The sequence below is a fragment of the Caulobacter sp. FV1ye13L genome (assembly GCF_058681155.1).
The window spans coordinates 845,753-865,472 of sequence record NZ_CM178732.1 but is presented as its reverse complement, the minus strand read 5'-3'; the positions used below and the strand labels follow the sequence as shown (position 1 = coordinate 865,472).

Genomic DNA, 19,720 nt, shown 5'->3' with positions numbered 1-19,720 from the left:
GCCCAAACCCGTATCTAGCCCGCATCATGAGCGACTTCATCGACGACGAAGACGAAGCGGGAAACCGCAAGCGGGTGCTGTCCAACGGCCAGGTGCTGGGCTTTATCGCGCGGTTCTGGAAGCGGCGGCCGGTGCTGTTTGGCTTGGGCGTGGCCCTGACCCTGGCCGCTGTGGCCTTCGACCTGGCCCTGCCCTACGCCTCGGGACACCTGATCGATGCGGTGGTGGAAAAGCCGCGCGGCGACCCGGCCGCCTGGTCGGCGCTGTGGCTGTTCGTCGGCGTCTATTTCGCCTTTGCGGTGGTGCGCAACATCTCGCACCGGTTCTGGATCCCGCTGGCCGCCCGCAACATGGAAGAGATGACCAACGAGGGCTTCGCCAAGGTGCAGGCCTTCTCGTCGGACTGGCACGCCGACAGCTTCGCCGGGGCCACGGTGCGGAAGCTGACCCGGGCCATGTGGGGCTATGACAGCGTCACCGACGCGGTGACCATCTGGCTGGGTCCCGGCCTGGTGGTGCTGTTTGGCCTGTCGATCATGATGCTGTTTCGCCAGCCGATGGCGGGCGTGATCTCGCTGGTGGTGATCGCCGCCTATCTGGCCGCCAACCTGATCGTCATCGAGCGCTATGTGCGGCCCAGCAACCTGCGCTCCAACGCCCTGGACTCGCAGATCGGCGGGGCCCTGGCCGACGCCATAACCTCCAATCCGACCGTCAAGAGCTTCGGGGCCGAGGCGCGCGAGACCGCCCGCATCGCCCAGGTCACGGCCCAGTGGCGCGACGCGGTCATGGTCACCTGGAACCGCTTCACCGACGTGTGGCTGGGCCAGAACCTGTTGCTGGTGGTGCTGCAGGCCGGCCTGACCGGCTCGATGGTCTGGGGCTGGAGCCAGGGTACGGCCACGCCGGGCGACGTGGCCTTCGCCATCACCGCCTTCATGCTGATGAGCGGCTATCTGCGCAATCTGGGTGAGAACATCCGCATGCTGCAGAAGGGTCTGGACGACAGCGAGGACGTCGCCGCCTGGGATCGCCTGGCGCCGCAGATCGCCGACGCGCCCGGGGCTCCGGCCTTCCAGATCGGCCCCGGCCCCGGCGCCATCGTCTTCGAGACCGTGACCTTCCGCTACAAGGCCGCCGGCGCGCCGCTGTACGACCAGTTCTCGCTGACCATCGCGCCCGGCGAGCGGGTGGCGCTGGTGGGACCGACGGGCTCGGGCAAGTCGACCTTCGTCAAGCTGATCCAGCGCCTGCACGACCTGCAGGGCGGCCGCATCGTCATCGACGGCCAGGACGTGTCGGCGGTGACGCAAGGCTCCCTGCGCCGCGCCATCGCCGTGGTGCCGCAGGACCCGGCCCTGTTCCATCGCACGCTGCTGGAGAACATTGCCTACGGCAAGCCCGACGCCACCCGCGAAGAGATCGAGGCGGCGGCCCGCAAGGCCCACGCCCACGACTTCATCCTGCAATTGCCCAGGGGCTACGAGACCCTGGTCGGCGAGCGCGGGGTCAAGCTGTCGGGCGGCGAGCGCCAGCGCGTGGCCATCGCCCGCGCCTTCCTGGCCGACGCCCCGATCCTGGTGCTGGACGAGGCCACCTCGTCGCTCGACGTCGAGACCGAGGCCGAGGTCCAGATCGCCGCCGAGAGCCTGATGGCCGGCCGCACCACCATCGTCATCGCCCACCGCCTGTCGACCGTGCGCGGCGCCGACCGCATCCTGGTGTTCCAGAAGGGCCGGGTGGTCGAGGAAGGCCGCCATGCCGAGCTGAAGGCCAGGGGCGGGGTCTATGCGCGGCTCAATGCGGTGAGCGAAGGGGTGGGCTAGAAGGGCGCGTTGCTGAGGGGGCTTGGCGCGACCGGCGGGCCTTTCGGGCCGTCGGATTTGGATTCCGCGCCGGCGCAGCCGTCACCCGCTGGAACCAGGAACAGTCTGCGCCCGCCGACCAGGATGTCCCGGCGCGGCGTGGGCTCGGCCAGAAGAACAGTTCCCGCCTTCAGGGCGCCGGCCAGATCAACGGCGTCGCAGACATAGGGCGTCTCGGCCGTCTTGCGCCACCGCGCGCCGTCGAAGCTGAACACGTCGAAACTGGCGCCGTTGGCCAGGAGGACTTCGTCCTTGCCGTCCGCATTGACGTCGAGCAGCAGGGCCGAGCACTGCGAGCCTGGGCCGATGCAGCCTGATCCGGAGTCGTCGCGCCAGTCCTGGCGCAGGAAGCTTTCGGGCAGGGCGCGGCCGGCCGGATAGACCGTCAGCTTGGACAGATCGATCTTCTCGATGACCGGCGCAACCTTGGTCGCCTGCGCCGCCGCCGCCTTGGCGCGGGCGGCGATCGCTGGGTCCTGGCTCGCCTTCAACGTCTCCAGCGCCGCCTTGCCATAGCGTCCGCTGTCAAAGCGCAGGAACTGGAAGTCGAAGGCCTCGACCTTGACCTTGCCGCGCTCCAGCCGCCCCACCTGGTCCTGCACCGACAGCCGGGCCGGATCGGCGATTGGGGTGAACAGGGCCAGGATCAGGGCGATGGCCACGAAGGCCTGAGCCACATTGGTCTTTTCCAGCGCCTTCATCCAGGCGCCGGGTCGCACGGCGGCGATCGTGTAGCCCACGGCGTAGCCGGCCGCGATCACCACGAAGGCGGCGGCGAACACCCGCTCGGGCGTCAGGCCGTACTGGCCGATCCGCAGGGCCAGGCCATAGGCGGCCAGGGCGCTGATCGGGACCAGCAGCAGGCCGGCCAGCCGCGCGGCCCATTTCAGGACCACGGGCGGGGCGTCCTCGCCATCCTGATAGGCGGCGTTGATCAGCACGATCAGGTGGGCGGCGGCGGTCAGCAGCAGGGCGGTGGCGGCCTTGGTCTTCCACAGCGGCTCGAGGCCCGTGAACGGCAGGCTGGCCAGGAAGCCCGCCGCGATCAGGGTCATCAGCGGCAGTAGCCAGGCCAGCAGGGTCAGGGCCACGGTGCGCACGCCGCGCACCAGGGTCGAGCGCACGTCGGTCAGCTGCACGGCGGCGGCGAACATCACCGTGGTGGCGGGAAAGGCGAAGGCCTCTTCGCTGATCAGCTTCTGGAAGGCGTCGATGCCGATCAGCTTGAACAGCGAGGCGCCGAGGAACAGCAGGATCCAGAACGCCCCGGTGAAGCCCGCCGAAAGGACCAGCTGCACCCCGTGCATCCAGGTGATGTCGAAATAGGCCGGATAGCGGGCCACAACCCGCCGCTCGGCCTCGGCCGGCTGGATCAGGTGGTGGGCGATGAACAGGCCGGCGGCGATGGCGGCGAACACCGGGAAGCCGGGCATCTTGTCGGCGTCGACGCCCTGCCAGGCGCCATAGAAGGCCAGGCCCGCCGCGAAGGCCGCAGCCCCCAGCGCCCAGACGATCAGGCTGTTGCGGCGCAGGGCCCCGATCCCGGCCAGGATCACGAACGGCGCAAACAGGGCGATCAGCACCAGCGGCGCGAAGGCTAGGGGCTGGGTGGCCGGCCAGACCTTGGCCTCCTGCGCCTGGTGCAGCAGGAAGAGCGCCAGGCCCTGCAGCAGCCCCGTTCCCAGCCGGATGGCGGTGGTCGTCCGGGCCGATTGGCTTGCCGTCTGGTCCATGGCCGTCTCCTCGCCTGCGCAGCGACAGGATCACGCCCTGAGCCGGTTGTGAAGCCGGCGATCATGCACTAGCAATTTCGGCCTCAGTATGGGGGTGTTGATGCGAAATTCATTCAAGGCCGGGCTCGCGGCCCTGGTTCTGGCGGGCGCTCTGGCCGGCGCCGGCGGCGGTTTCGCCCAGGACGCCAAACCCTCCGGCGACAAGCCGGCGGCCAGCGAGCTGACGCCGTTCCCGGCCGACAAATCGGTCAAGCAGACCGCCACGGTGGGCGGCAAGGCCCTGGCCTACACCGCCACGGTCGGCGCCATGCCGGTGCGCGACGAGAAGGGCAAGAAGATCGCCGAGGTGGTGTTCACCGCCTACACCCTGGACGGGCCGCGTGATCCGGGCCGCCCCATCACCTTCGCCTTCAACGGCGGCCCCGGCGCGGCCAGTGTCTATCTGAACTTCGCCCTGGGTCCCAAGCGCGTGCAGTTCGGCGCCGAGGGCGACAGCCCGTCCGCGCCCGTGAAGCTGGAAGACAATCCCGCCAGCTGGATGGACTTCACCGACATCGTCTTCATCGACCCGGTCGGCACCGGCTTCTCGCGCAGCCTGACCACCGAGGAGGAGACCAAGAAGCGCTTCTATGGCGTGAAACAGGACATCGACTACCTGTCGCGCATCGTCTTCGACTATCTGGTCAAGACCGAGCGCCTGGCCTCGCCGAAATACATCGTCGGCGAAAGCTATGGCGGCTTCCGGGGCCCGCGCCTGGCCTACACCCTGCAGACCGATCTGGGCGTGGCGGTGAAGGGCGTGGTTCTGGTCTCGCCGCTGCTGACCAGCGCCGGTCGCCAGGGCCAGGAAATCTCGCCCCTGCCGTCGATGTGGACCCTGCCGTCGATCGCGGCCGCCAAGCTGGAGCGCGACGGCAAGCTGACGCCCGAGAGCATCAAGGCCGTCGAGGACTATACGCGCGGCGAATACATGGTCGACCTGATGAAGGGCTCCGACCCCGCCGCCCTGGATCGCCTGACGACCAAGGTCTCGGCCATGACGGGTCTGGATCCCAAGTTCGTGCGCCGGGCCGGCGGGCGTCTGGAGACCCAGTCGTTCCTGCGCGAGGTGTTCCGTGACACCGGCCGCCTGGGCAGCCGATACGACAGCAACGTCACGGCCCTGGATCCCTTCCCCTTCGCGCCCGAGCAGGAGGTCAACGACCCGATCCTCGACGCCATCATCGCCCCGACCACCAGCGCCGTCGTCGACTTCACCACCCGCATCGTCGGCTGGAAGCCGGACGTGCGCTATGACGCCCTGTCGGACGTGGTCAACCGCAGCTGGGATCGCGGCAAGGGCCCCGACACCGAGTCGGTGACCGACCTGCGCAAGATCGTCTCGGTCGACCCCAAGCTGAAGGTGCTGATCGTGCACGGCTATAACGACCTGTCGTGCCCGTTCTTCGCCTCGCGCCTGATCGTTGACGCCATGCCCGCCACCGTGGCCGGCCGGGTGACCCTGTCCAACTATGCCGGCGGCCACATGTTCTACAGCCGTCCCGACAGCGGCGCGGCGTTCCGCAAGGACGTCATGGCGCTGTACGGGGTGAGGTAGGGCCCGCAGGGAGGATCCACCGTGAAACCGGCAGCCATCTCGACCGAGGCCTATCTGGCCGAACTGCCGGACGACCAGCGTGCCGCGCTCGAGCTGTTGCGCCGTCAGATCCGCGCGGTCGTGCCGGATGCGGAGGAAGCGATCAGCTACGGTCTGCCCACCTTCAAGCTGCACGGCAATCTGGTGCATTTCGGCGCGGCGGCCAGACACTGCTCCCTCTATGCGGGATCAGTAATTGGCCATTTCGCCGAGCAACTGGCGGCTTTCGACACCAGCAAGGGCACGATCCGCTTTCAGCCGGACAATCCGCTGCCCGAGGCCCTGGTTCGCGAGATCGTCCAGTATCGGGTCGTCCAGAACCTCGAGCTCGCCGCCGAACGGGCCGGGCGGAAGCGGCGCTAAGGGATCCCTCTCTCTTTGAGAGAGGGATTTTAGGGCCCTACCGCGCCAGCCGCCCGTCGCTCAGGGCCGCCACGTCGAACGGGAAGATCACCTCGGGGTCGGGCTTGGCCACGCCCTTCAGCAGCGTCTTGTCGCCGGCCGCGTGCAGCAGCCAGCGGATGATGTTGAGCCGGGCCGCCTTCTTGTGGTCGGCGCGGACGCAGATCCAGGGCGCGGCCTCGGAGTGGGTGCGAGACAGCATCTCGTCACGGGCGGCGCTGTAGTCATCCCATTTTTCCTGGGCGACGGCGTCCAGCGGGCTGATCTTGAAGGCCTTCAGGGGATCTTCCGATCGGGCCTTGAGCCGCTCGCCCTGCGTCTCCCGGCTGATATCCAGCCAGAACTTGGCGTAGCGCATGCCGCTGTCGACCAGCATCTTCTCGAATGAGGGCACGTCGTTAAGGAACTGGGCGTGCTGCTGCGGCGTGCAGAAGCCCATGACCGGCTCGACGCCGCCGCGGTTGTACCAGGAGCGGTTGAACAGCACCGCCTCGCCCGCCGCCGGCAACCATTCGACATAGCGCTGGAAATACCACTCGCCCTGTTCGCGGTCGGAAGGCTTGGGCAGGGCGACCACCAGGGTATTGCGCCGCGACAGGTGCTCGGTGATCCGCGAGATCGCGCCGTCCTTGCCGGCGGCGTCGCGGCCCTCGAACACGGTCAGGGTCTTCGAGCCGTCCTTGATCGCCTTCTGCTGCATCCGGATCAGGGCCAGCTGCAGATGGGCGAGCTCTTCATCATAGTCGCGGATTTTGGTCATGGGGGGAGCCTACCGCTGAAACCACAAGTCGCGCTAGAAGAGCGACATGATCCGTCTTTTCGTTCCCCAGGACCTGGCCCCCGGCTACGGCGTCGTCCTGACCCTCGACCAGTCGCGCTATCTCACCTCGGTGATGCGCCAGGCCATCGGCGCGCAGGTGGCGCTGTTCAACGGCCGTGACGGCGAGTGGTCCGCCACCCTGACCGAGACCGGCAAGCGCGGCTCGCTGCTGAAGGTCGACGAGCAGGTCCGGCCGATGGCGCTCGGACCGGACCTCGACCTCGTCATCGCCCTGGTCAAGCGCGGCCGGGTCGAGACCATCGTCGAAAAGGCCGCCGAGCTGGGCGTGCGCCGGGTGCGGCTGACCATCACCCGGCGGACGAATGTCGATTTCGTCAAGCTGGGGCGGCTGGACGCCATCGCCATGGAGGCCGCCGAGCAGACCGGCCGCCTGGACGTGCCGACCGTGGAAGATCCGGTGAAGCTGGCCGAGATCCTCGACGGCTGGGACCCGGCGCGAAAGCTGGTGTTCTGCGACGAGGGCGGCGACGCGCGTCCGGCCTTCGAGGCCCTGGCCGGCAGCGCCGCGCCGGCCGCCATCCTGATCGGCCCCGAGGGCGGTTTTTCGCCCGAGGAGCGCGAGCGGCTGCGGTCGCTGCCGTTCGTCACACCGGTGTCGCTTGGCCCTCGCATCCTGCGCGCCGACACCGCCGCGATCAGCGCCCTGACCCTGTGGCAGGCGGCCGCCGGCGACTGGCGGGAGACCTAAAGCGGCGGCCCCCTCTTGAGGTTCGCTAAAAAAACGCCCAATTGCCGTTACGCGTTCGCGGCTGGTCGGGGGGAAGGGCCTCTCCCTACTCAATGCGTATGAGACCTTGGGGAGAGACGGCTCATGGCCGACACCACTAGCCTGCAGGAGCGTCCTCTGACGCTCGACGACCTGACCGCCTATTTCGCCTCGGGCTCCAAGCCCAAGGAGGCCTTCCGGGTTGGGGCCGAACACGAGAAGTTCGGCTTCTATCTCGGTTCGCACGCGCCCGTGCCCTATTACGGCGACACCGGCGTCCACGCCCTGCTGGTCGGCCTGCAGCGCTTTGGCTGGAAGCCGGTCATGGAAGGCGAGGTCATTATCGGCCTTGAGCGCAACGGCGCCAATGTCAGCCTGGAGCCCGGCGGTCAGTTCGAGCTCAGCGGCGCGCCGCTGCTGACCATGCACGACATCTGCGAAGAGACCGGCCAGCACCTGGACGAGGTCAAGACCGTCGCCGACGAGCTGGGTCTGGGCTTCATGGGTCTGGGCTTCTCGCCGGTGTGGAAGCGCGAAGAGGTGCCGGTGATGCCCAAGGGGCGTTACGTCATCATGCGCAACTACATGCCCAAGGTCGGTGGCCTGGGCCTCGACATGATGCTGCGCACCTGCACGGTGCAGGCCAATCTCGACTTCTCATCCGAAGCCGACATGGTCGCCAAGTTCCGCATGAGCCTGGCCCTGCAGCCGATCGTCACGGCCCTGTTCGCCAATTCTCCGTTCACGGAAGGCAAGCCCAACGGCTTCCTCTCCAGCCGGGCCAATGTCTGGACCGACACCGACGCCGACCGCACCGGCCTGCTGGATTTCGTGTTCGAGGACGGCTTCGATTTCGAGCGCTATGCTCGCTACGCCCTGGACGTGCCGATGTATTTCGCCAAGCGCGGCGACCGCTATATCGACCTGGCCGGCCGCAATTTCCGCGACTTCATCGACGGCAAGATCGACGAGCTGCCCGGCGAGCGCGCCTCGATCAAGGACTGGGCCGACCACACCACGACCCTGTTCCCGGAAGTCCGCCTGAAGACCTATCTGGAAATGCGCGGCGCCGACGCCGGCCCGTGGAGCAGCCTGTGCGCCCTGCCGGCCCTGTGGACCGGCGTCTTCTATGATGACGCCGCCCTGGCCGCCGCCTGGGACCTCTGCAAGGACTGGACGGCTGAGGAGCGCGCCCAGCTGCGCCGCGACGTGCCGGTTCTGGGTCTGCAGGCGCCGATCGCCGGGCGCACCGCCCAGGATGTGGCCAAGGACTTCGTCGCCATCGCCAAGTCGGGCCTCAAGGGCCGGGCCCACATGAACGGCGGGTTCCTGGACGAGACGATCTATATGGGCGAACTCGAAGAGATCGCCGACAGCGGCCGCACGCGGGCCGACAAGCTGCTGGAGCTCTATCACGGTGAGTGGAAGGGCGACATCAGCCGGGTGTTCACCGACTGCGCTTACTAGGTTTCCGCCTTCAATAACCTTGTCATCCCGGAAGCCTCGCAGAGGCTGTCCGGGACCCAGGGGCCAAGGCAGTGCGGTGGCCCTGGGTCCCGGCTCGGCGCGCTACGCGCTTGGCCGGGATGACAAGTAGGTTGGCGTCAGAAGCGGTCATTGCCGCCTTGGCTTGAGCAGGAAGCCCGCTTCCGCCCGCCTCCGACTCCGGCTAGGAACGGAGCATGAACTTTTCCGATCCGTTCCTGATCCTCGCCATCGTTTTCGCCCTGATGGCCGTCGCCGCCATGCTTTGGGCCCTGGCCGCCTCAAAGCGCGCCACCGCCGCCGACGCCCGCGCCTGGCAGTTGAACGAGCGGCTGGCCCAGGCCGACGAGCGGGCTCGCCTGCTGGAAGACCAGGCGGCCACCCAGGGCGAGCTGATCCGCGCCCAGGCCGCCCAGCAGGCCAATATGACCGCCAACACCGTGGCCGAGGCCCTGATCAAGCGCGCCGACGAAAACTTCCGCAGTCGCGAACTGCTGTCGCAGCAGCGGCTGGAAGCCCAGCTCAAGCCGGTGGCCGAGACCCTGGCCAAGTTCGAGGCCCAGGTCACCGCCGTCGAAAAATCCCGCGCCGAGGAGACCGGCGGCCTGAAAGCCCAGATCGCCGCCCTGATGGAGGCCTCGGTCGCCACCCAGTTCGAAGCCCGCAAGCTCTCGGCCGCCCTGCGGCGCGGGGCCGGCGTCCAGGGGCGCTGGGGCGAGCAGACCCTGCGTAACGTCCTTGAGGCCGCCGGCCTCAACAAGCGCTTCGATTTCGAGGAGCAGTTCAGCGTCGACACCGACGAGGGCCGCCGCCGGCCCGACGTCAAGGTGCGCATGCCCGGCGGGGCGGTGTTTGTCATCGACGCCAAGTGCTCGCTGAACGCCTTCCTGGAAGCCCAGGAAATGGCAGAGGAGCTGCCGCGCGAGGCGGCCCTGCTGCGTCACGCCCAGAGCGTGCGGGCCCACATGACCAGCCTGTCGGCCAAGACCTACTGGGACCAGTTCGCCGCCGAGGGTTCGCCCGATTTCGTGGCCATGTTCGTGCCCGGCGACAGCTTCCTGGCCGCCGCCCTGGAACGCCTGCCCGACCTGATGACCGAAGCGATGGACAAGCGGGTGCTGCTGGTCACGCCCACCACCCTGTTCGCCCTGTGCAAGGCCGTGGCTTACGGCTGGCGGGTCGAGGATCAGGCCAGGAACGCCGCCAATATCGTCGCGGTGGGCCGCGAGCTCTACAAGCGGGTGGCGGTGATGGGCGCCCATGCCGGCGCGGTGGGCAAGGCGCTGGAAAGCGCCGTGGGCAAATACAACCAGTTCGTCGGCTCGCTGGAGAGCCAGGTCCTGACCCAGGCCCGCCGGTTCGAGGACCTGTCGGTTGACCATGAAGGCAAGGAAATCGCCGAGCTGACCCCGGTCGAAAGCGGTGTTCGCGCGCTGACCAAGCTGGCCCCCCAAGCGGGGATGGGGCAATCCCCCACCTTGACGCTCGGGAATGAGACCCTTACCTGACACCTATTATGGCTATCCGTCGCATCCTCACCGTCGATAACGCCGCCGATATGGCCGTGTTGAAAAAGATCTCCACCCCCGTCGCGGCGGTGACAGACGATCTGCGTCACCTCATGGATGACATGCTGGAGACGATGTACGACGCCCCCGGCATCGGCCTGGCCGCCGTGCAGGTGGGCGAGGCCATCCGCGTCATCGTCATGGACCTGGCCCGCGACGGCGAAGAGCCGACCCCGCGCTATTTCGTCAATCCCGAGATCCTGACGGCCTCGGAAGAGACGCAGGGCTATGAAGAGGGCTGCCTGTCGGTCCCCGACTATTATGACGAGGTCGAGCGCCCTTCGAAGGTGACGCTGCGCTATCTGGACTACAAGGGCGAGACCGTCGTCGAGGAGGCCGAGGGCATGTTCGCCGTCTGCATCCAGCACGAGATGGACCACCTGGAAGGCGTGCTGTTCATCGACCACCTGTCACGCCTGCGCCGCGACCGCGCCATCACCAAGGTCAAGAAGGCGCGCCGCGCGGCTTGATAGATGCTCCCCTCCGGGGGAGCTGTCGGCAAAGCCGACTGAGGGGGCTTCTCCGCTTAGGCCGCGCTGCTCCCTCCGGCCCTCTGGGCCACCTCCCCCAAAGGGGGAGGATCTACTTCGCAGCCCTACCGCGTCGCCTCGTGGACCTCTTCCTTGGTTTCCTGGCCGGCCTTCTTGGCGCCGGCCTTGATGTCCGCGCCCGTTTCCTTGGCCGCATCGCCGGCTTTCTCGCCGGCGGCCTGGACCGCGTCGGTGGCGTCGCCGGCGGCTTCCTTCAGCTCGGCCCCGGCTTCCTTTGCGCTCTCCTTGATCGCCGTGCCGGCTTCCTTGACGTCGGGATCGGTCGAGATTTCCTTGGCCGCGTCCTTGATGTCGGTGGCGGCGGCCTTGGCGCCCTCCTTGATTTCGGTGGCGTGCTGGTCCGAGCAGGCGGCCAGCGACAGGGCGGCGGCGCAGACGGCGAAGATCAGGGGGGAACGCATGGTGGTGCTCCTGGCAAAAGTGTCGGTCCGACAACGGCTCCCCACGGCCAAGGTTCCGCCCGCCGCTGTCCCCAACGGCTTTCAATGCGGGGCGCGGACCGCTAAACCGCGCCCATGCGCATCGCTTTCCTCGGCACCCCCGATTTCGCCGTCGCCTGTCTGGCCGAACTGGTCGCCTCGGGCCATGAGATCGTGGCCGTCTATTCTCAGCCGCCCGCCCCGCGCGGTCGCGGCCACGACCTGAAGCCCTCGCCGGTTCACGCCTTCGCCGAAGGCCTGGGTCTGCCCGTGCGCACGCCGGTCTCGATGAAGACGCCCGAAGAGATCGCGGCCTTCCAGGCTCTGGACCTCGACGCGGCCGTGGTCGTCGCCTTCGGCCAGATCCTGGTCAAGGCGGTGCTGGACGCCCCGCGCGAGGGCTGCTTCAACCTGCACGCATCGCTGTTGCCCCGCTGGCGCGGCGCGGCCCCGATCCAGCGGGCGATCATGGCCGGCGACGCTGTCACCGGCGTCCAGGTGATGCGGATGAGCGAGGGCCTCGACGAGGGCCCGATCCTGATGTCCGAACAGGTGCGGATCGACGCCCTGGAGACGGCCGGGTCGCTGCATGACAAGCTGGCCGAAGTCGGCGCGCGCATCCTGCCGATCGCCCTGGGCGCGATCGAGCGCGGCGCGGCCCGCGAGACGCCGCAGAGCGAAGACGGCGTAACCTACGCCAAAAAGATCAAGTCGGCCGAGGCCCGCATCGACTGGACCCGCCCCGCCGCCGAAATCGACTGCCACATTCGCGGCCTCGCGCCCTTCCCCGGCGCGTGGTTCGAGGCGCCGTCCGAGAAGGGCCCGGTGCGCGTGAAGGCCCTGCTGTCGCGTGTCGAGGACGCCCCCCAAGTGACAGATGGCGGAGAGCCCGGCGCCGTGCTGGACGACAGCCTGCTGATTGCCTGCGGAGACGGCGCGGTGCGTCTGCTGAAGGCCCAGCGCGAAGGCAAGGGCGCCCAGGACGCCGGCGACTTTATCCGGGGTTTCCCGCTGGCCGCCGGAACCGTTCTGGCCTGATGCCCCGCTACCGCCTCCTCGTCGAGTATGACGGCCGGCCCTATAACGGCTTCCAGGCCCAGGCGACCCTGCCGTCGGTGCAGGGCGCGATCGAGGCGGCGGTGAAGGGCTTCTGCGGCCAGGAGCTGCGCATCGCGGCGGCGGGCCGCACCGACACCGGCGTCCACGCCACGGGCCAGGTGGTCCATGTCGATCTCGAGCGCGACTGGCCGGCCCAGACGGTCATGAACGCCCTCAACGCCCACCTGACCCGCGAGGCGGTCAGCATCCTGGCCTGCGAGATCGCGCAGGGGGACTGGCACGCCCGGTTCTCGGCCAATGAGCGGCGCTATCTGTACCGCATCCTCAACCGGCCCGCCCCGCCGGCCCTGGACAAGGGCCGGGTCTGGCATGTGAAGAAGCCGCTGGACGCGCAGGCCATGCATGCGGCGGCCCAGCATCTGGTCGGCCTGCACGACTTCACGACCTTCCGCGACATGCACTGCCAGGCCAAGTCGCCGCTGAAGACCCTCGACGTGGCCCGGGTGTGGCGCGAGGGCGAGGCAGTCTGTCTGGCGTTCGAGGCGCGCAGCTTCCTGCATCGCCAGGTGCGGTCGATGACCGGCACCCTGGTCGAGGTCGGGATCGGCCGGTGGAGCGCGGACGATGTCCGCGAGGCGCTGGAGGCCAGGGACCGCACGGCCTGCGGACCCGTGGCGCCGGCGGATGGGCTCTATCTGGTGGGCGTGGGTTACGGGGACTGACGCCGAACGCCCCCTCCGTCACGTCGCGTATCCGCGCCGCGCCACCTCCCCCGCAAGCGGGGCAGGAGAAAAGCAGCTTCACCCTCCTGCCCCGTAGCGTAGCGTGCGGGGGAGGTGGCGCGCTGCGAATACGCAGCGTGACGGAGGGGGCGTCCAGCGCTGGCAGCCAAACCGTCGTCCGGGACTAGATCCCCAGCGTCCCCAGCCGCCGCATGCGGGCCAGCCATTTCAGCCGCCCCTGGCCGCCGATCGCTTCGACACCGCCGATCACCGATTTGCGGATGGGTGACATGCCGGCCAGACCCAGGATCCCCTTCTCCAGCGCCAGCAGGCCGTGCGCGCCGAACATCAGCCAAAAGGCGATGGCCGGCATGCCCATGGTCACCACCAGACGAGCCGACCGGCCCTTGAGTTGCGGGACAGGGCCCCTGGGGCTTTCCGCCATGCCAAAGCCGGCGCGGAACACCTGCTCCAGCAGGGCCTTCAGCTTGGCCGGGGTTGCGCCCAGCCACAGGGGGAACAGCACCACGATATGCTGGGCCCACAGGATGTCTTGCTGCACGGCCTGGATCGGCGGCGGCGGCGGGTTCTCGAATTCCCACTGACCGCCCAGGAAGGGGGTGTCGAGGTCGGCCAGATCGATGCGCCGCACCTCATGCCCGGCCGCTCTCGCGGCCTCGACATAGGCGCTGGCCAGGGCCGAGCCGAAGCGTTCGGGGCGGCAGTCGGGGTGTCCCAGCAGAACCAGAATATGTTTTGTCATGGCGCCTCCTGCGAGGATAACGCGCAGGATCGTCCCACCGCCGCCTTGATGCGGCTCAAGCGCCCGGTTCTACAGCACCGAACAGTTGGTCAGCTGCGCGAAGGCCTCCAGCGCCGCCGTCCCCACCACGGAGGTTCCAAAGCGGTCCAGCTCCGGTGACCACACCGCGATCACCGCCTTGCCGGGAACCACGGCGACGATGCCGCCGCCGACCCCGCTCTTGGCCGGCAGGCCGACGCGATAGGCGAAGCTGCCGACGCTGTCATAGATGCCGCAGGTCAGCAGCAGGGCGTTCAGGCGCCGCGTCAGGCGCTCGGGGAAGATGGTCTCCTGGATCACCGGCGAAAAGCCGCCGGCCGCCAGGGGCAGCATGGCGCGGGCTAGCTGCCGGCAGCTCATGGTCAGGGCGCACTGGCGGCAATAGGCGGCGACCACGGCCTCGGGGTCGTGAGTGATGGTGCCCTTGCCGCGCATCAGATTGGCGATGGCGCGGTTCTGGTGGGCGGTGGCCAGCTCGGACGCCGCGACCGCCTCGTCGATCTCGACGGCCTCGTCGGCCAGGACGCTGGCGAAGCCGCGCACCAGGGCGGCGGGATCCCTGACCGTGTCGAGCAGATGGTCGGTGATCGCCAGGGCCCCGGCATTGATGAACGGGTTGCGCGGAACCCCGGCCTCGGCCTCAAGCTGGGACAGGTGGTTGAACGGCGTGCCCGAGGGCTCCTTGCCCACCCGCCGCCAGACCTCGTCACCAAAGCGGTTCAGGGCCAGGCCCAGGGCGAAGACCTTGGTGATGCTCTGCACCGAGAACGGCTCGTCGGCGTCGCCGATCACGTGTTCGCCGCCGTTGAGCGTGCACACGGCCATGCCGAACTTGTGGCCCGGCACAGTGGCCAGCTGGGGGATATAGTCGGCGGGCCGCCCCTTGCCGAAATGCGGCTTCACCAGCACGGCCACCTCGGCCAGGACCTGATCGATCGAGAACTCGTCCATCGTGGCCATGCGGGAGACCCTAGACCGCGAAGGCTACGAAATAGCGGCGGATCAGGGCTTCATAGGCCTTGGCCAGATCGCGGATCTCCTGGACCGGCACCCGCTCGTCGACCTGGTGCATGGTCGAGCCGACCAGGCCAAACTCGACCACCGGGCACAGGCTGCGAATGAACCGCGCGTCGCTGGTGCCGCCGGTGGTGGATAGCTCGGGCACCCGGCCGGTGGCCTCCTGGGCGGCGGCGACGATCACCTCGGTGAACGGGCCAGGCTGTGTCAGGAAGGCCTCGCCGCTGATCTTGCACATCACCTCGGCGCGGGCCTTGAAGCCCTCGTCCGCAGCGGCGCATTCGCCCTCGATCCAGGCCTGCAGGTCCGCGCCCTTGTGGGCCGGATTGAAGCGGATATTGACCCGCGCCCGGGCCGTGGACGGGATGACATTGGTGGCGGTGTTGCCGACATCAATGGTGGTGACTTCCAGGTTCGACGGCTGGAAGCCCTCATAGCCGTCGTCCAGCACCCGGCTTTGCAGGCGCGACAGGATCGAGACCAGCACCGGGATCGGATTGGCGGCGCGATGCGGATAGGCCACGTGGCCCTGCTGGCCCTCAACCGTTATCCAGGCGTTGATGCTGCCGCGCCGACCGATCTTGACCATGTCGCCCAGCAAGGACGCGCTGGTCGGCTCGCCGACGATGCAGTGGTCGATGATCTCGCCTTCAGCCGCCAGGGCCTCGACCACCTTGACCGTGCCGTCCTCGGCCACGCCCTCTTCGTCGCCGGTGATCAGGAAGCTGATCGAGCCGGCGGGCTGCGGGCTGGCGGCCACGGCGGCGACGAAGGCGGCGATGGCGCTCTTCATGTCGACCGCGCCGCGGCCATAGAGCACGCCGTCCTTGATTTCCGCCTCGAACGGACCGGCGGTCCAGGCGGCGTCATCGCCGACGGGGACCACGTCGGTATGGCCGGCGAAGCACAGATTGGGCCGGGCGGTCCCGCGCCGGGCATAGAGGTTCTCGATCTCGCCGAACTTCATCCGCCGGCAGGTGAAGCCCAGGGCGTCCAGCTGGCGCTCCAGCAGGTCCATCGCGCCCTCGTCGGCCGGGGTCACGGACGGCCGGCGGATCAGGGCTTGAGCGAGGTCGACGGGGTCGATGCTGACAGGTTCGGGCGCGGGGCTGGTCATGATGCTGGCTTTAAGCTTCCCTCCGGCCTGACGCAAACCACGCAAGCTTCTTCCCTGAGCGCCCATGCCCAAGATCGATATCGACGCCGCGCCCACCCGCTTCGGCACGGCCTATCCGCCGCCCTATGACGCGCCGTGTCAGGGGCGACAGCGGTGGAAGCTGGGCGACGCGGCCGGCCTGACCCAGTTCGGCGTCAATCTGATGCGCCTGCCGCCCGGCCAGTGGACCAGCCAGCGTCACTGGCACACCGCCGAGGACGAGTTCACCTGGGTGGTGGAAGGTGAGGTGGTGCTGGTCGAGGATGAGGGCGAGACGATCCTGCGGGCCGGCGACTGCGCGGGCTTCAAGGCCGGGGTGGCCAACGGCCATCACATCCAGAACCGCTCCGACAGCGTGGCCGTGCTGCTGGAAATGGGCACGCGGGCTCCGGAAGCCGACGGCTGCGACTATCCCGATATCGACCTGATCCTGCGCGAGGGCGAGGAAGCCTACCGGCATCGGGACGGGACGCCCTATGAACTCGACGGCGGGCGCAAGCGTTAGCCGATCAGGCTTGACGCAGGTCAAGGCGCGGCGGGCCTGACGGGCCTTGGCTGACGGCCCCAGGAGATGCCCCATGATCCCTCACAACGAGCGCCATCTGATTGAACGCGTCGGCTGGCTGCGCGCCGCCGTGTTGGGGGCCAATGACGGGATCGTCTCGACCGCCAGCCTGATCGTCGGCGTCGCCGCCGCGTCCCAGGGGCGGGGCGAGATCCTCGTCGTCGGGGTGGCGGGGCTGGTCGCCGGGGCCATGTCGATGGCGGCCGGCGAATATGTCTCGGTCAGTTCGCAGGCCGACACCGAACGCGCCGATCTGGCGCGGGAAAAGGCCGAGCTGGAGATCCAGCCGGCCTTCGAACTCGATGAACTGGCCGGCCTCTATGAGGCGCGCGGAGTCGAACCTGACGTCGCCCGCGTGGTCGCCGGTCAATTGATGGCCAAGGACGCCCTGGGCGCCCATGCCCGCGAGGAGCTGGGCATTTCCGAGATCACGACCGCCCGGCCGATCCAGGCGGCCCTGACCTCGGCCGCGACCTTCGCCACCGGCGCGGCCCTGCCTCTGGTCACGGCGATCGTCGTGCCGGCCGGCGTCATCGTCGTGGCGGTGTCGGTCGCCTCGCTGCTGTTCCTGGCCCTGCTGGGCGGGGTCGGCGCGCGGGCAGGGGGCGCGCCCATCGGCAAGGCCGTGGCCCGGGTGACCTTCTGGGGCGCCATCGCCATGGCCCTGACCGCCGGGGTCGGGGCGGTGTTCGGGGTCTCGGCCTGACGGGGTCAGGCCGAGCGCCGTGACTAGTCCCGCAGCAGCTCGTTGATCGAGGTCTTCGACCGCGTCTGGGCGTCGACCGTCTTGACGATCACGGCGCAGTAGAGGCCCGGGCCGCCGTTGGGGTCGGGCAGGTTGCCGGGGACCACGACGCTGTAGGGCGGCACCTTGCCGATGTGGATTTGGCCGGTCTTGCGGTCGACGATCTTGGTCGAGGCGCTGATGAACACGCCCATCGACAGCACGCTGCCCTGGCCGACGATCACGCCTTCGACGACTTCGGAACGGGCGCCGATGAAGCAGTCGTCCTCGATGATGGTCGGGTTGGCCTGCAGGGGCTCCAGCACGCCGCCGATGCCGACGCCGCCCGACAGGTGGACGCGCTTGCCGATCTGGGCGCATGAGCCGACCGTCACCCAGGTGTCGACCATGGTGGCTTCATCGACGAAGGCGCCGATGTTCACGAACGACGGCATCAGGATGACGTTGCGGCCGATGAAGGCGCCGCGACGGACGATCGAGCCGGGCACGGCCCGGAAGCCGGCGGCCTCGAAATTGGGGGCGTCCCAGCCGTCGAACTTGTTGGGCACCTTGTCCCACCACGGGCCGACCGCGTCGCCCAGGGTTCCGGCGCGCATGACGCTGTTGGGGTTGAGGCGGAAGGACAGCAGCACGGCCTTCTTCAGCCACTGGTGGGTCGTCCATTCGCCGTCGATCTTTTCCGACACCCGCACCTTGCCGGCGTCGATCAGCAGCAGGGCCTCCTCGACCGCCGTGCGGACGGGGCCGGTGGTGGCGGTGGAGACGCCGTCGCGGGCTTCCCAGGCGGCTTCGATCTCGGTCTGCAGATCAGAGAGGCTGACGGTGGTCATGCGTTCAGGTCCTTCAGGCGCGCCGAGGTCAGGAACCCGGCGAGGTCGTGCGTGCGGTGGTGGACGAAGTCGGCGGTCGAGGCGGCCGCATGGGCGCCGACCAGCACCGTGGTCATGCCCAGCACGGCGGCGGGGGCCAGGTTCTTCTCGCTGTCCTCGAAGAAGGCGGTGACCGGCGAGGTCAGGGCGTGGCGCGAGACGATTTTCTCGAACGTCGCCATGGCCGGCTTGGGCAGATAGTCGGCCGTCTCGATGGCGAAGACGTCCTCGAACAGATGGTCCAGGCCCAGATGGCCCAGCACCCGCTCGGCATGGCCCAGCGAGCCGTTGGTGAAGATCAGCCGGCGGCCGGGCAGGGCGTCGATCGCCGAACGCAGGACGGGATCGGGGATCAACCGGTCCATCGAGACGTCATGCACCTCGTCGAGGAAGGCCTTGGGCGCGATGCCGTGGTTGGCCATCAGCCCGGCCAGGGTGGTGCCGTGCTCGTGATAGTACTTCTTCTGGATCGCCCGGGCCTCTTCGCGGGGCAGGCCGGTGGCCCGCTCCATGAAGTCGGTCATCTTGCCCTCGATCAGGGCCATGTATTCGCACTCGGCGGGATACAGGGTGTTGTCGAGATCAAAGAGCCAGGTTTCGACGTGAGCGAGGTCTGGGGACAGGACGGGGCTCATTTCGAGATCAGCGTGCCGGCGCCGTGCTCGCTGAACAGCTCCACCAGCATGGCGTGCGGACGGCGGCCATCCAGGATGACCACGGCCTCGACGCCCGATTCCACGGCGTGGATGGCGTTTTCCAGCTTGGGGATCATGCCGCCGCTGGCGACGCCGCTGTCGATCAGGGCGCGGGCCTCGTCGAGGGTCATCTGACGGATCAGCTTGCCGTCGGCGTCCAGCACCCCGGCGATGTCGGTCAGCATCAGCATCCGCTTGGCCTTCAGCGCGCCGGCCAGGGCGCCGGCCACGGTGTCGGCGTTGATGTTGAAGGTCTGGCCGGCTTCGGACACGCCGATCGGGGCGATGACGGGGATGTAGTCGGTCTCCGACGACAGCAGGGCCTGGATGATGTGCGGATCGACCTTGGTCGGCTCGCCCACAAAGCCCAGGTCGACGACCTGTTCGATATTGCTGTCAGGGTCGCGCTTGGTGCGGGTCACCTTCTCGGCGGTGATCATTCGGGCGTCCTTGCCCGACAGGCCCACGCCCCGGACGTCGGCTTCGGCGCCGGCCAGGGTGATCCAGTTGGCGATTTCCTTGTTGATGGCGCCCGACAGCACCATCTCGGCCACTTCCATGGTGGCTTCGTCGGTGACGCGCAGCCCGTCGACGAAGGTCGACTTGACGCCGGCCCGCTCGAGCATGCGGCTGATCTGCGGACCGCCGCCGTGCACCACCACCGGATGGACGCCCAGCAGCTTCAAAAGCACCGCGTCGGCGGCGAAGACCTTAGCGACGTCTTCCTGACCCATGGCGTGACCGCCGTATTTGATCACCACCGTCTCGCGGTCATAGATCTGGATGTAGGGCAGGGCCTCGGCCAGGGTCTTGGCGGTGGCCCAGCCCGCTTCCTCGGCGGCGTCGGTCAAGGTTGCGGATCCTGTGCGAAAAGGGCGCGTCTC

20 protein-coding genes are annotated in these 19,720 nt (G+C 68.5%); 11 read left to right on the top strand and 9 right to left on the bottom strand.

Going from position 1 to position 19,720, the window contains the following annotated elements; all coding sequences use genetic code 11:
- Nucleotides 1–26: 26 nt before the first annotated feature.
- Nucleotides 27–1,826 (top strand): ABC transporter ATP-binding protein, encoded by a 1,800-nt coding sequence (locus ACW176_RS03930; RefSeq protein ID WP_492110969.1) that lies wholly within the window; start codon nt 27–29, stop codon nt 1,824–1,826.
- Here the strand turns inward: ACW176_RS03930 and ACW176_RS03925 are convergent.
- Nucleotides 1,823–3,598, bottom strand: coding sequence for a DUF4153 domain-containing protein (locus ACW176_RS03925; protein ID WP_492110968.1), 1,776 nt, complete (start codon nt 3,596–3,598; stop codon nt 1,823–1,825). The two genes, ACW176_RS03930 and ACW176_RS03925, sit on opposite strands and share 4 nt — an antisense overlap.
- Before the next feature lie 100 nt (nt 3,599–3,698).
- Here ACW176_RS03925 and ACW176_RS03920 point away from each other — a divergent pair, with 100 nt between their 5' ends.
- Both ACW176_RS03920 and ACW176_RS03915 read left to right on the top strand, forming a co-directional pair.
- The gene (locus ACW176_RS03920; protein ID WP_492110967.1) at nt 3,699–5,195 is read left to right on the top strand and encodes a S10 family peptidase; all 1,497 of its coding nucleotides are present in this window, start codon (nt 3,699–3,701) and stop codon (nt 5,193–5,195) included.
- 21 nt (nt 5,196–5,216) lie between these two features.
- Nucleotides 5,217–5,597, top strand: a complete 381-nt coding sequence (locus tag ACW176_RS03915) for an iron chaperone (protein WP_492110966.1) — start codon at nt 5,217–5,219, stop codon at nt 5,595–5,597.
- A gap of 37 nt (nt 5,598–5,634) precedes the next feature.
- On the opposite strand, the gene ppk2 is transcribed toward ACW176_RS03915, so the two are convergent.
- Entirely contained in the window at nt 5,635–6,396 is a 762-nt protein-coding gene (gene ppk2, locus ACW176_RS03910; protein WP_492110965.1) for a polyphosphate kinase 2, read from the bottom strand.
- Nucleotides 6,397–6,442: 46 nt separating this feature from the next.
- Here ppk2 and ACW176_RS03905 point away from each other — a divergent pair, with 46 nt between their 5' ends.
- The 4 genes from ACW176_RS03905 to def all read left to right on the top strand — a co-directional run bounded on the left by ACW176_RS03905 (nt 6,443) and on the right by def (nt 10,706).
- A complete protein-coding gene (locus ACW176_RS03905; RefSeq protein ID WP_492110964.1) occupies nt 6,443–7,165 on the top strand; it encodes a 16S rRNA (uracil(1498)-N(3))-methyltransferase in 723 nt (240 codons plus the stop codon).
- 123 nt (nt 7,166–7,288) lie between these two features.
- Nucleotides 7,289–8,650, top strand: coding sequence for a glutamate--cysteine ligase (locus ACW176_RS03900; protein WP_492110963.1), 1,362 nt, complete (start codon nt 7,289–7,291; stop codon nt 8,648–8,650).
- A gap of 215 nt (nt 8,651–8,865) precedes the next feature.
- A complete protein-coding gene (locus tag ACW176_RS03895; protein WP_419319034.1) occupies nt 8,866–10,176 on the top strand; it encodes a DNA recombination protein RmuC in 1,311 nt (436 codons plus the stop codon).
- 8 nt (nt 10,177–10,184) lie between these two features.
- Nucleotides 10,185–10,706, top strand: a complete 522-nt coding sequence (gene def / locus ACW176_RS03890) for a peptide deformylase (protein WP_492110962.1) — start codon at nt 10,185–10,187, stop codon at nt 10,704–10,706.
- A gap of 125 nt (nt 10,707–10,831) precedes the next feature.
- Here def and ACW176_RS03885 read toward each other — a convergent pair whose 3' ends face one another.
- A complete protein-coding gene (locus ACW176_RS03885) occupies nt 10,832–11,188 on the bottom strand; it encodes a cell surface protein (RefSeq protein ID WP_492110961.1) in 357 nt (118 codons plus the stop codon).
- 114 nt (nt 11,189–11,302) lie between these two features.
- On the opposite strand from ACW176_RS03885, the gene fmt reads away from it, so the two are divergent.
- Both fmt and truA read left to right on the top strand, forming a co-directional pair.
- Entirely contained in the window at nt 11,303–12,244 is a 942-nt protein-coding gene (fmt, locus tag ACW176_RS03880) for a methionyl-tRNA formyltransferase (protein ID WP_492110960.1), read from the top strand.
- Complete coding sequence (gene truA / locus ACW176_RS03875; protein ID WP_492110959.1) at nt 12,244–12,987, top strand: tRNA pseudouridine(38-40) synthase TruA; 744 nt, start codon at nt 12,244–12,246, stop codon at nt 12,985–12,987. The genes fmt and truA overlap by 1 nt, the downstream gene beginning before the upstream one ends.
- Before the next feature lie 184 nt (nt 12,988–13,171).
- Here the strand turns inward: truA and ACW176_RS03870 are convergent, their stop codons facing one another.
- The 3 genes from ACW176_RS03870 to dapE all read right to left on the bottom strand — a co-directional run bounded on the left by ACW176_RS03870 (nt 13,172) and on the right by dapE (nt 15,923).
- Nucleotides 13,172–13,750, bottom strand: coding sequence for an NAD(P)H-dependent oxidoreductase (locus tag ACW176_RS03870; RefSeq protein WP_492110958.1), 579 nt, complete (start codon nt 13,748–13,750; stop codon nt 13,172–13,174).
- Nucleotides 13,751–13,819: 69 nt separating this feature from the next.
- Nucleotides 13,820–14,740: a glutaminase gene (locus ACW176_RS03865; protein ID WP_492111871.1), complete on the bottom strand. Its 921-nt coding sequence runs from the start codon at nt 14,738–14,740 to the stop codon at nt 13,820–13,822.
- A gap of 19 nt (nt 14,741–14,759) precedes the next feature.
- The gene (gene dapE / locus ACW176_RS03860) at nt 14,760–15,923 is read right to left on the bottom strand and encodes a succinyl-diaminopimelate desuccinylase (protein WP_492110957.1); all 1,164 of its coding nucleotides are present in this window, start codon (nt 15,921–15,923) and stop codon (nt 14,760–14,762) included.
- 64 nt (nt 15,924–15,987) lie between these two features.
- Here dapE and ACW176_RS03855 point away from each other — a divergent pair, with 64 nt between their 5' ends.
- Together ACW176_RS03855 and ACW176_RS03850 are read left to right on the top strand one after the other, a co-directional pair.
- Nucleotides 15,988–16,467 carry a cupin domain-containing protein gene (locus ACW176_RS03855; protein ID WP_492110956.1) on the top strand — a complete coding sequence of 160 codons (480 nt, stop codon included), beginning with the start codon at nt 15,988–15,990 and terminating at the stop codon, nt 16,465–16,467.
- A 73-nt stretch (nt 16,468–16,540) separates the two neighbouring features.
- The gene (locus tag ACW176_RS03850; protein ID WP_492110955.1) at nt 16,541–17,233 is read left to right on the top strand and encodes a VIT1/CCC1 transporter family protein; all 693 of its coding nucleotides are present in this window, start codon (nt 16,541–16,543) and stop codon (nt 17,231–17,233) included.
- Nucleotides 17,234–17,256: 23 nt separating this feature from the next.
- On the opposite strand, the gene dapD is transcribed toward ACW176_RS03850, so the two are convergent.
- The 3 genes from dapD to argB are packed head-to-tail and all read right to left on the bottom strand — an operon-like array spanning nt 17,257 to nt 19,687.
- Nucleotides 17,257–18,102: a 2,3,4,5-tetrahydropyridine-2,6-dicarboxylate N-succinyltransferase gene (dapD, locus tag ACW176_RS03845; RefSeq protein WP_492110954.1), complete on the bottom strand. Its 846-nt coding sequence runs from the start codon at nt 18,100–18,102 to the stop codon at nt 17,257–17,259.
- Complete coding sequence (locus tag ACW176_RS03840) at nt 18,099–18,776, bottom strand: pyrimidine 5'-nucleotidase (RefSeq protein ID WP_492056290.1); 678 nt, start codon at nt 18,774–18,776, stop codon at nt 18,099–18,101. The genes dapD and ACW176_RS03840 overlap by 4 nt, the downstream gene beginning before the upstream one ends.
- The gene (gene argB / locus ACW176_RS03835; protein ID WP_419253966.1) at nt 18,773–19,687 is read right to left on the bottom strand and encodes an acetylglutamate kinase; all 915 of its coding nucleotides are present in this window, start codon (nt 19,685–19,687) and stop codon (nt 18,773–18,775) included. Before argB ends, ACW176_RS03840 begins: the two co-directional genes overlap by 4 nt.
- Nucleotides 19,688–19,720: the final 33 nt, after the last annotated feature.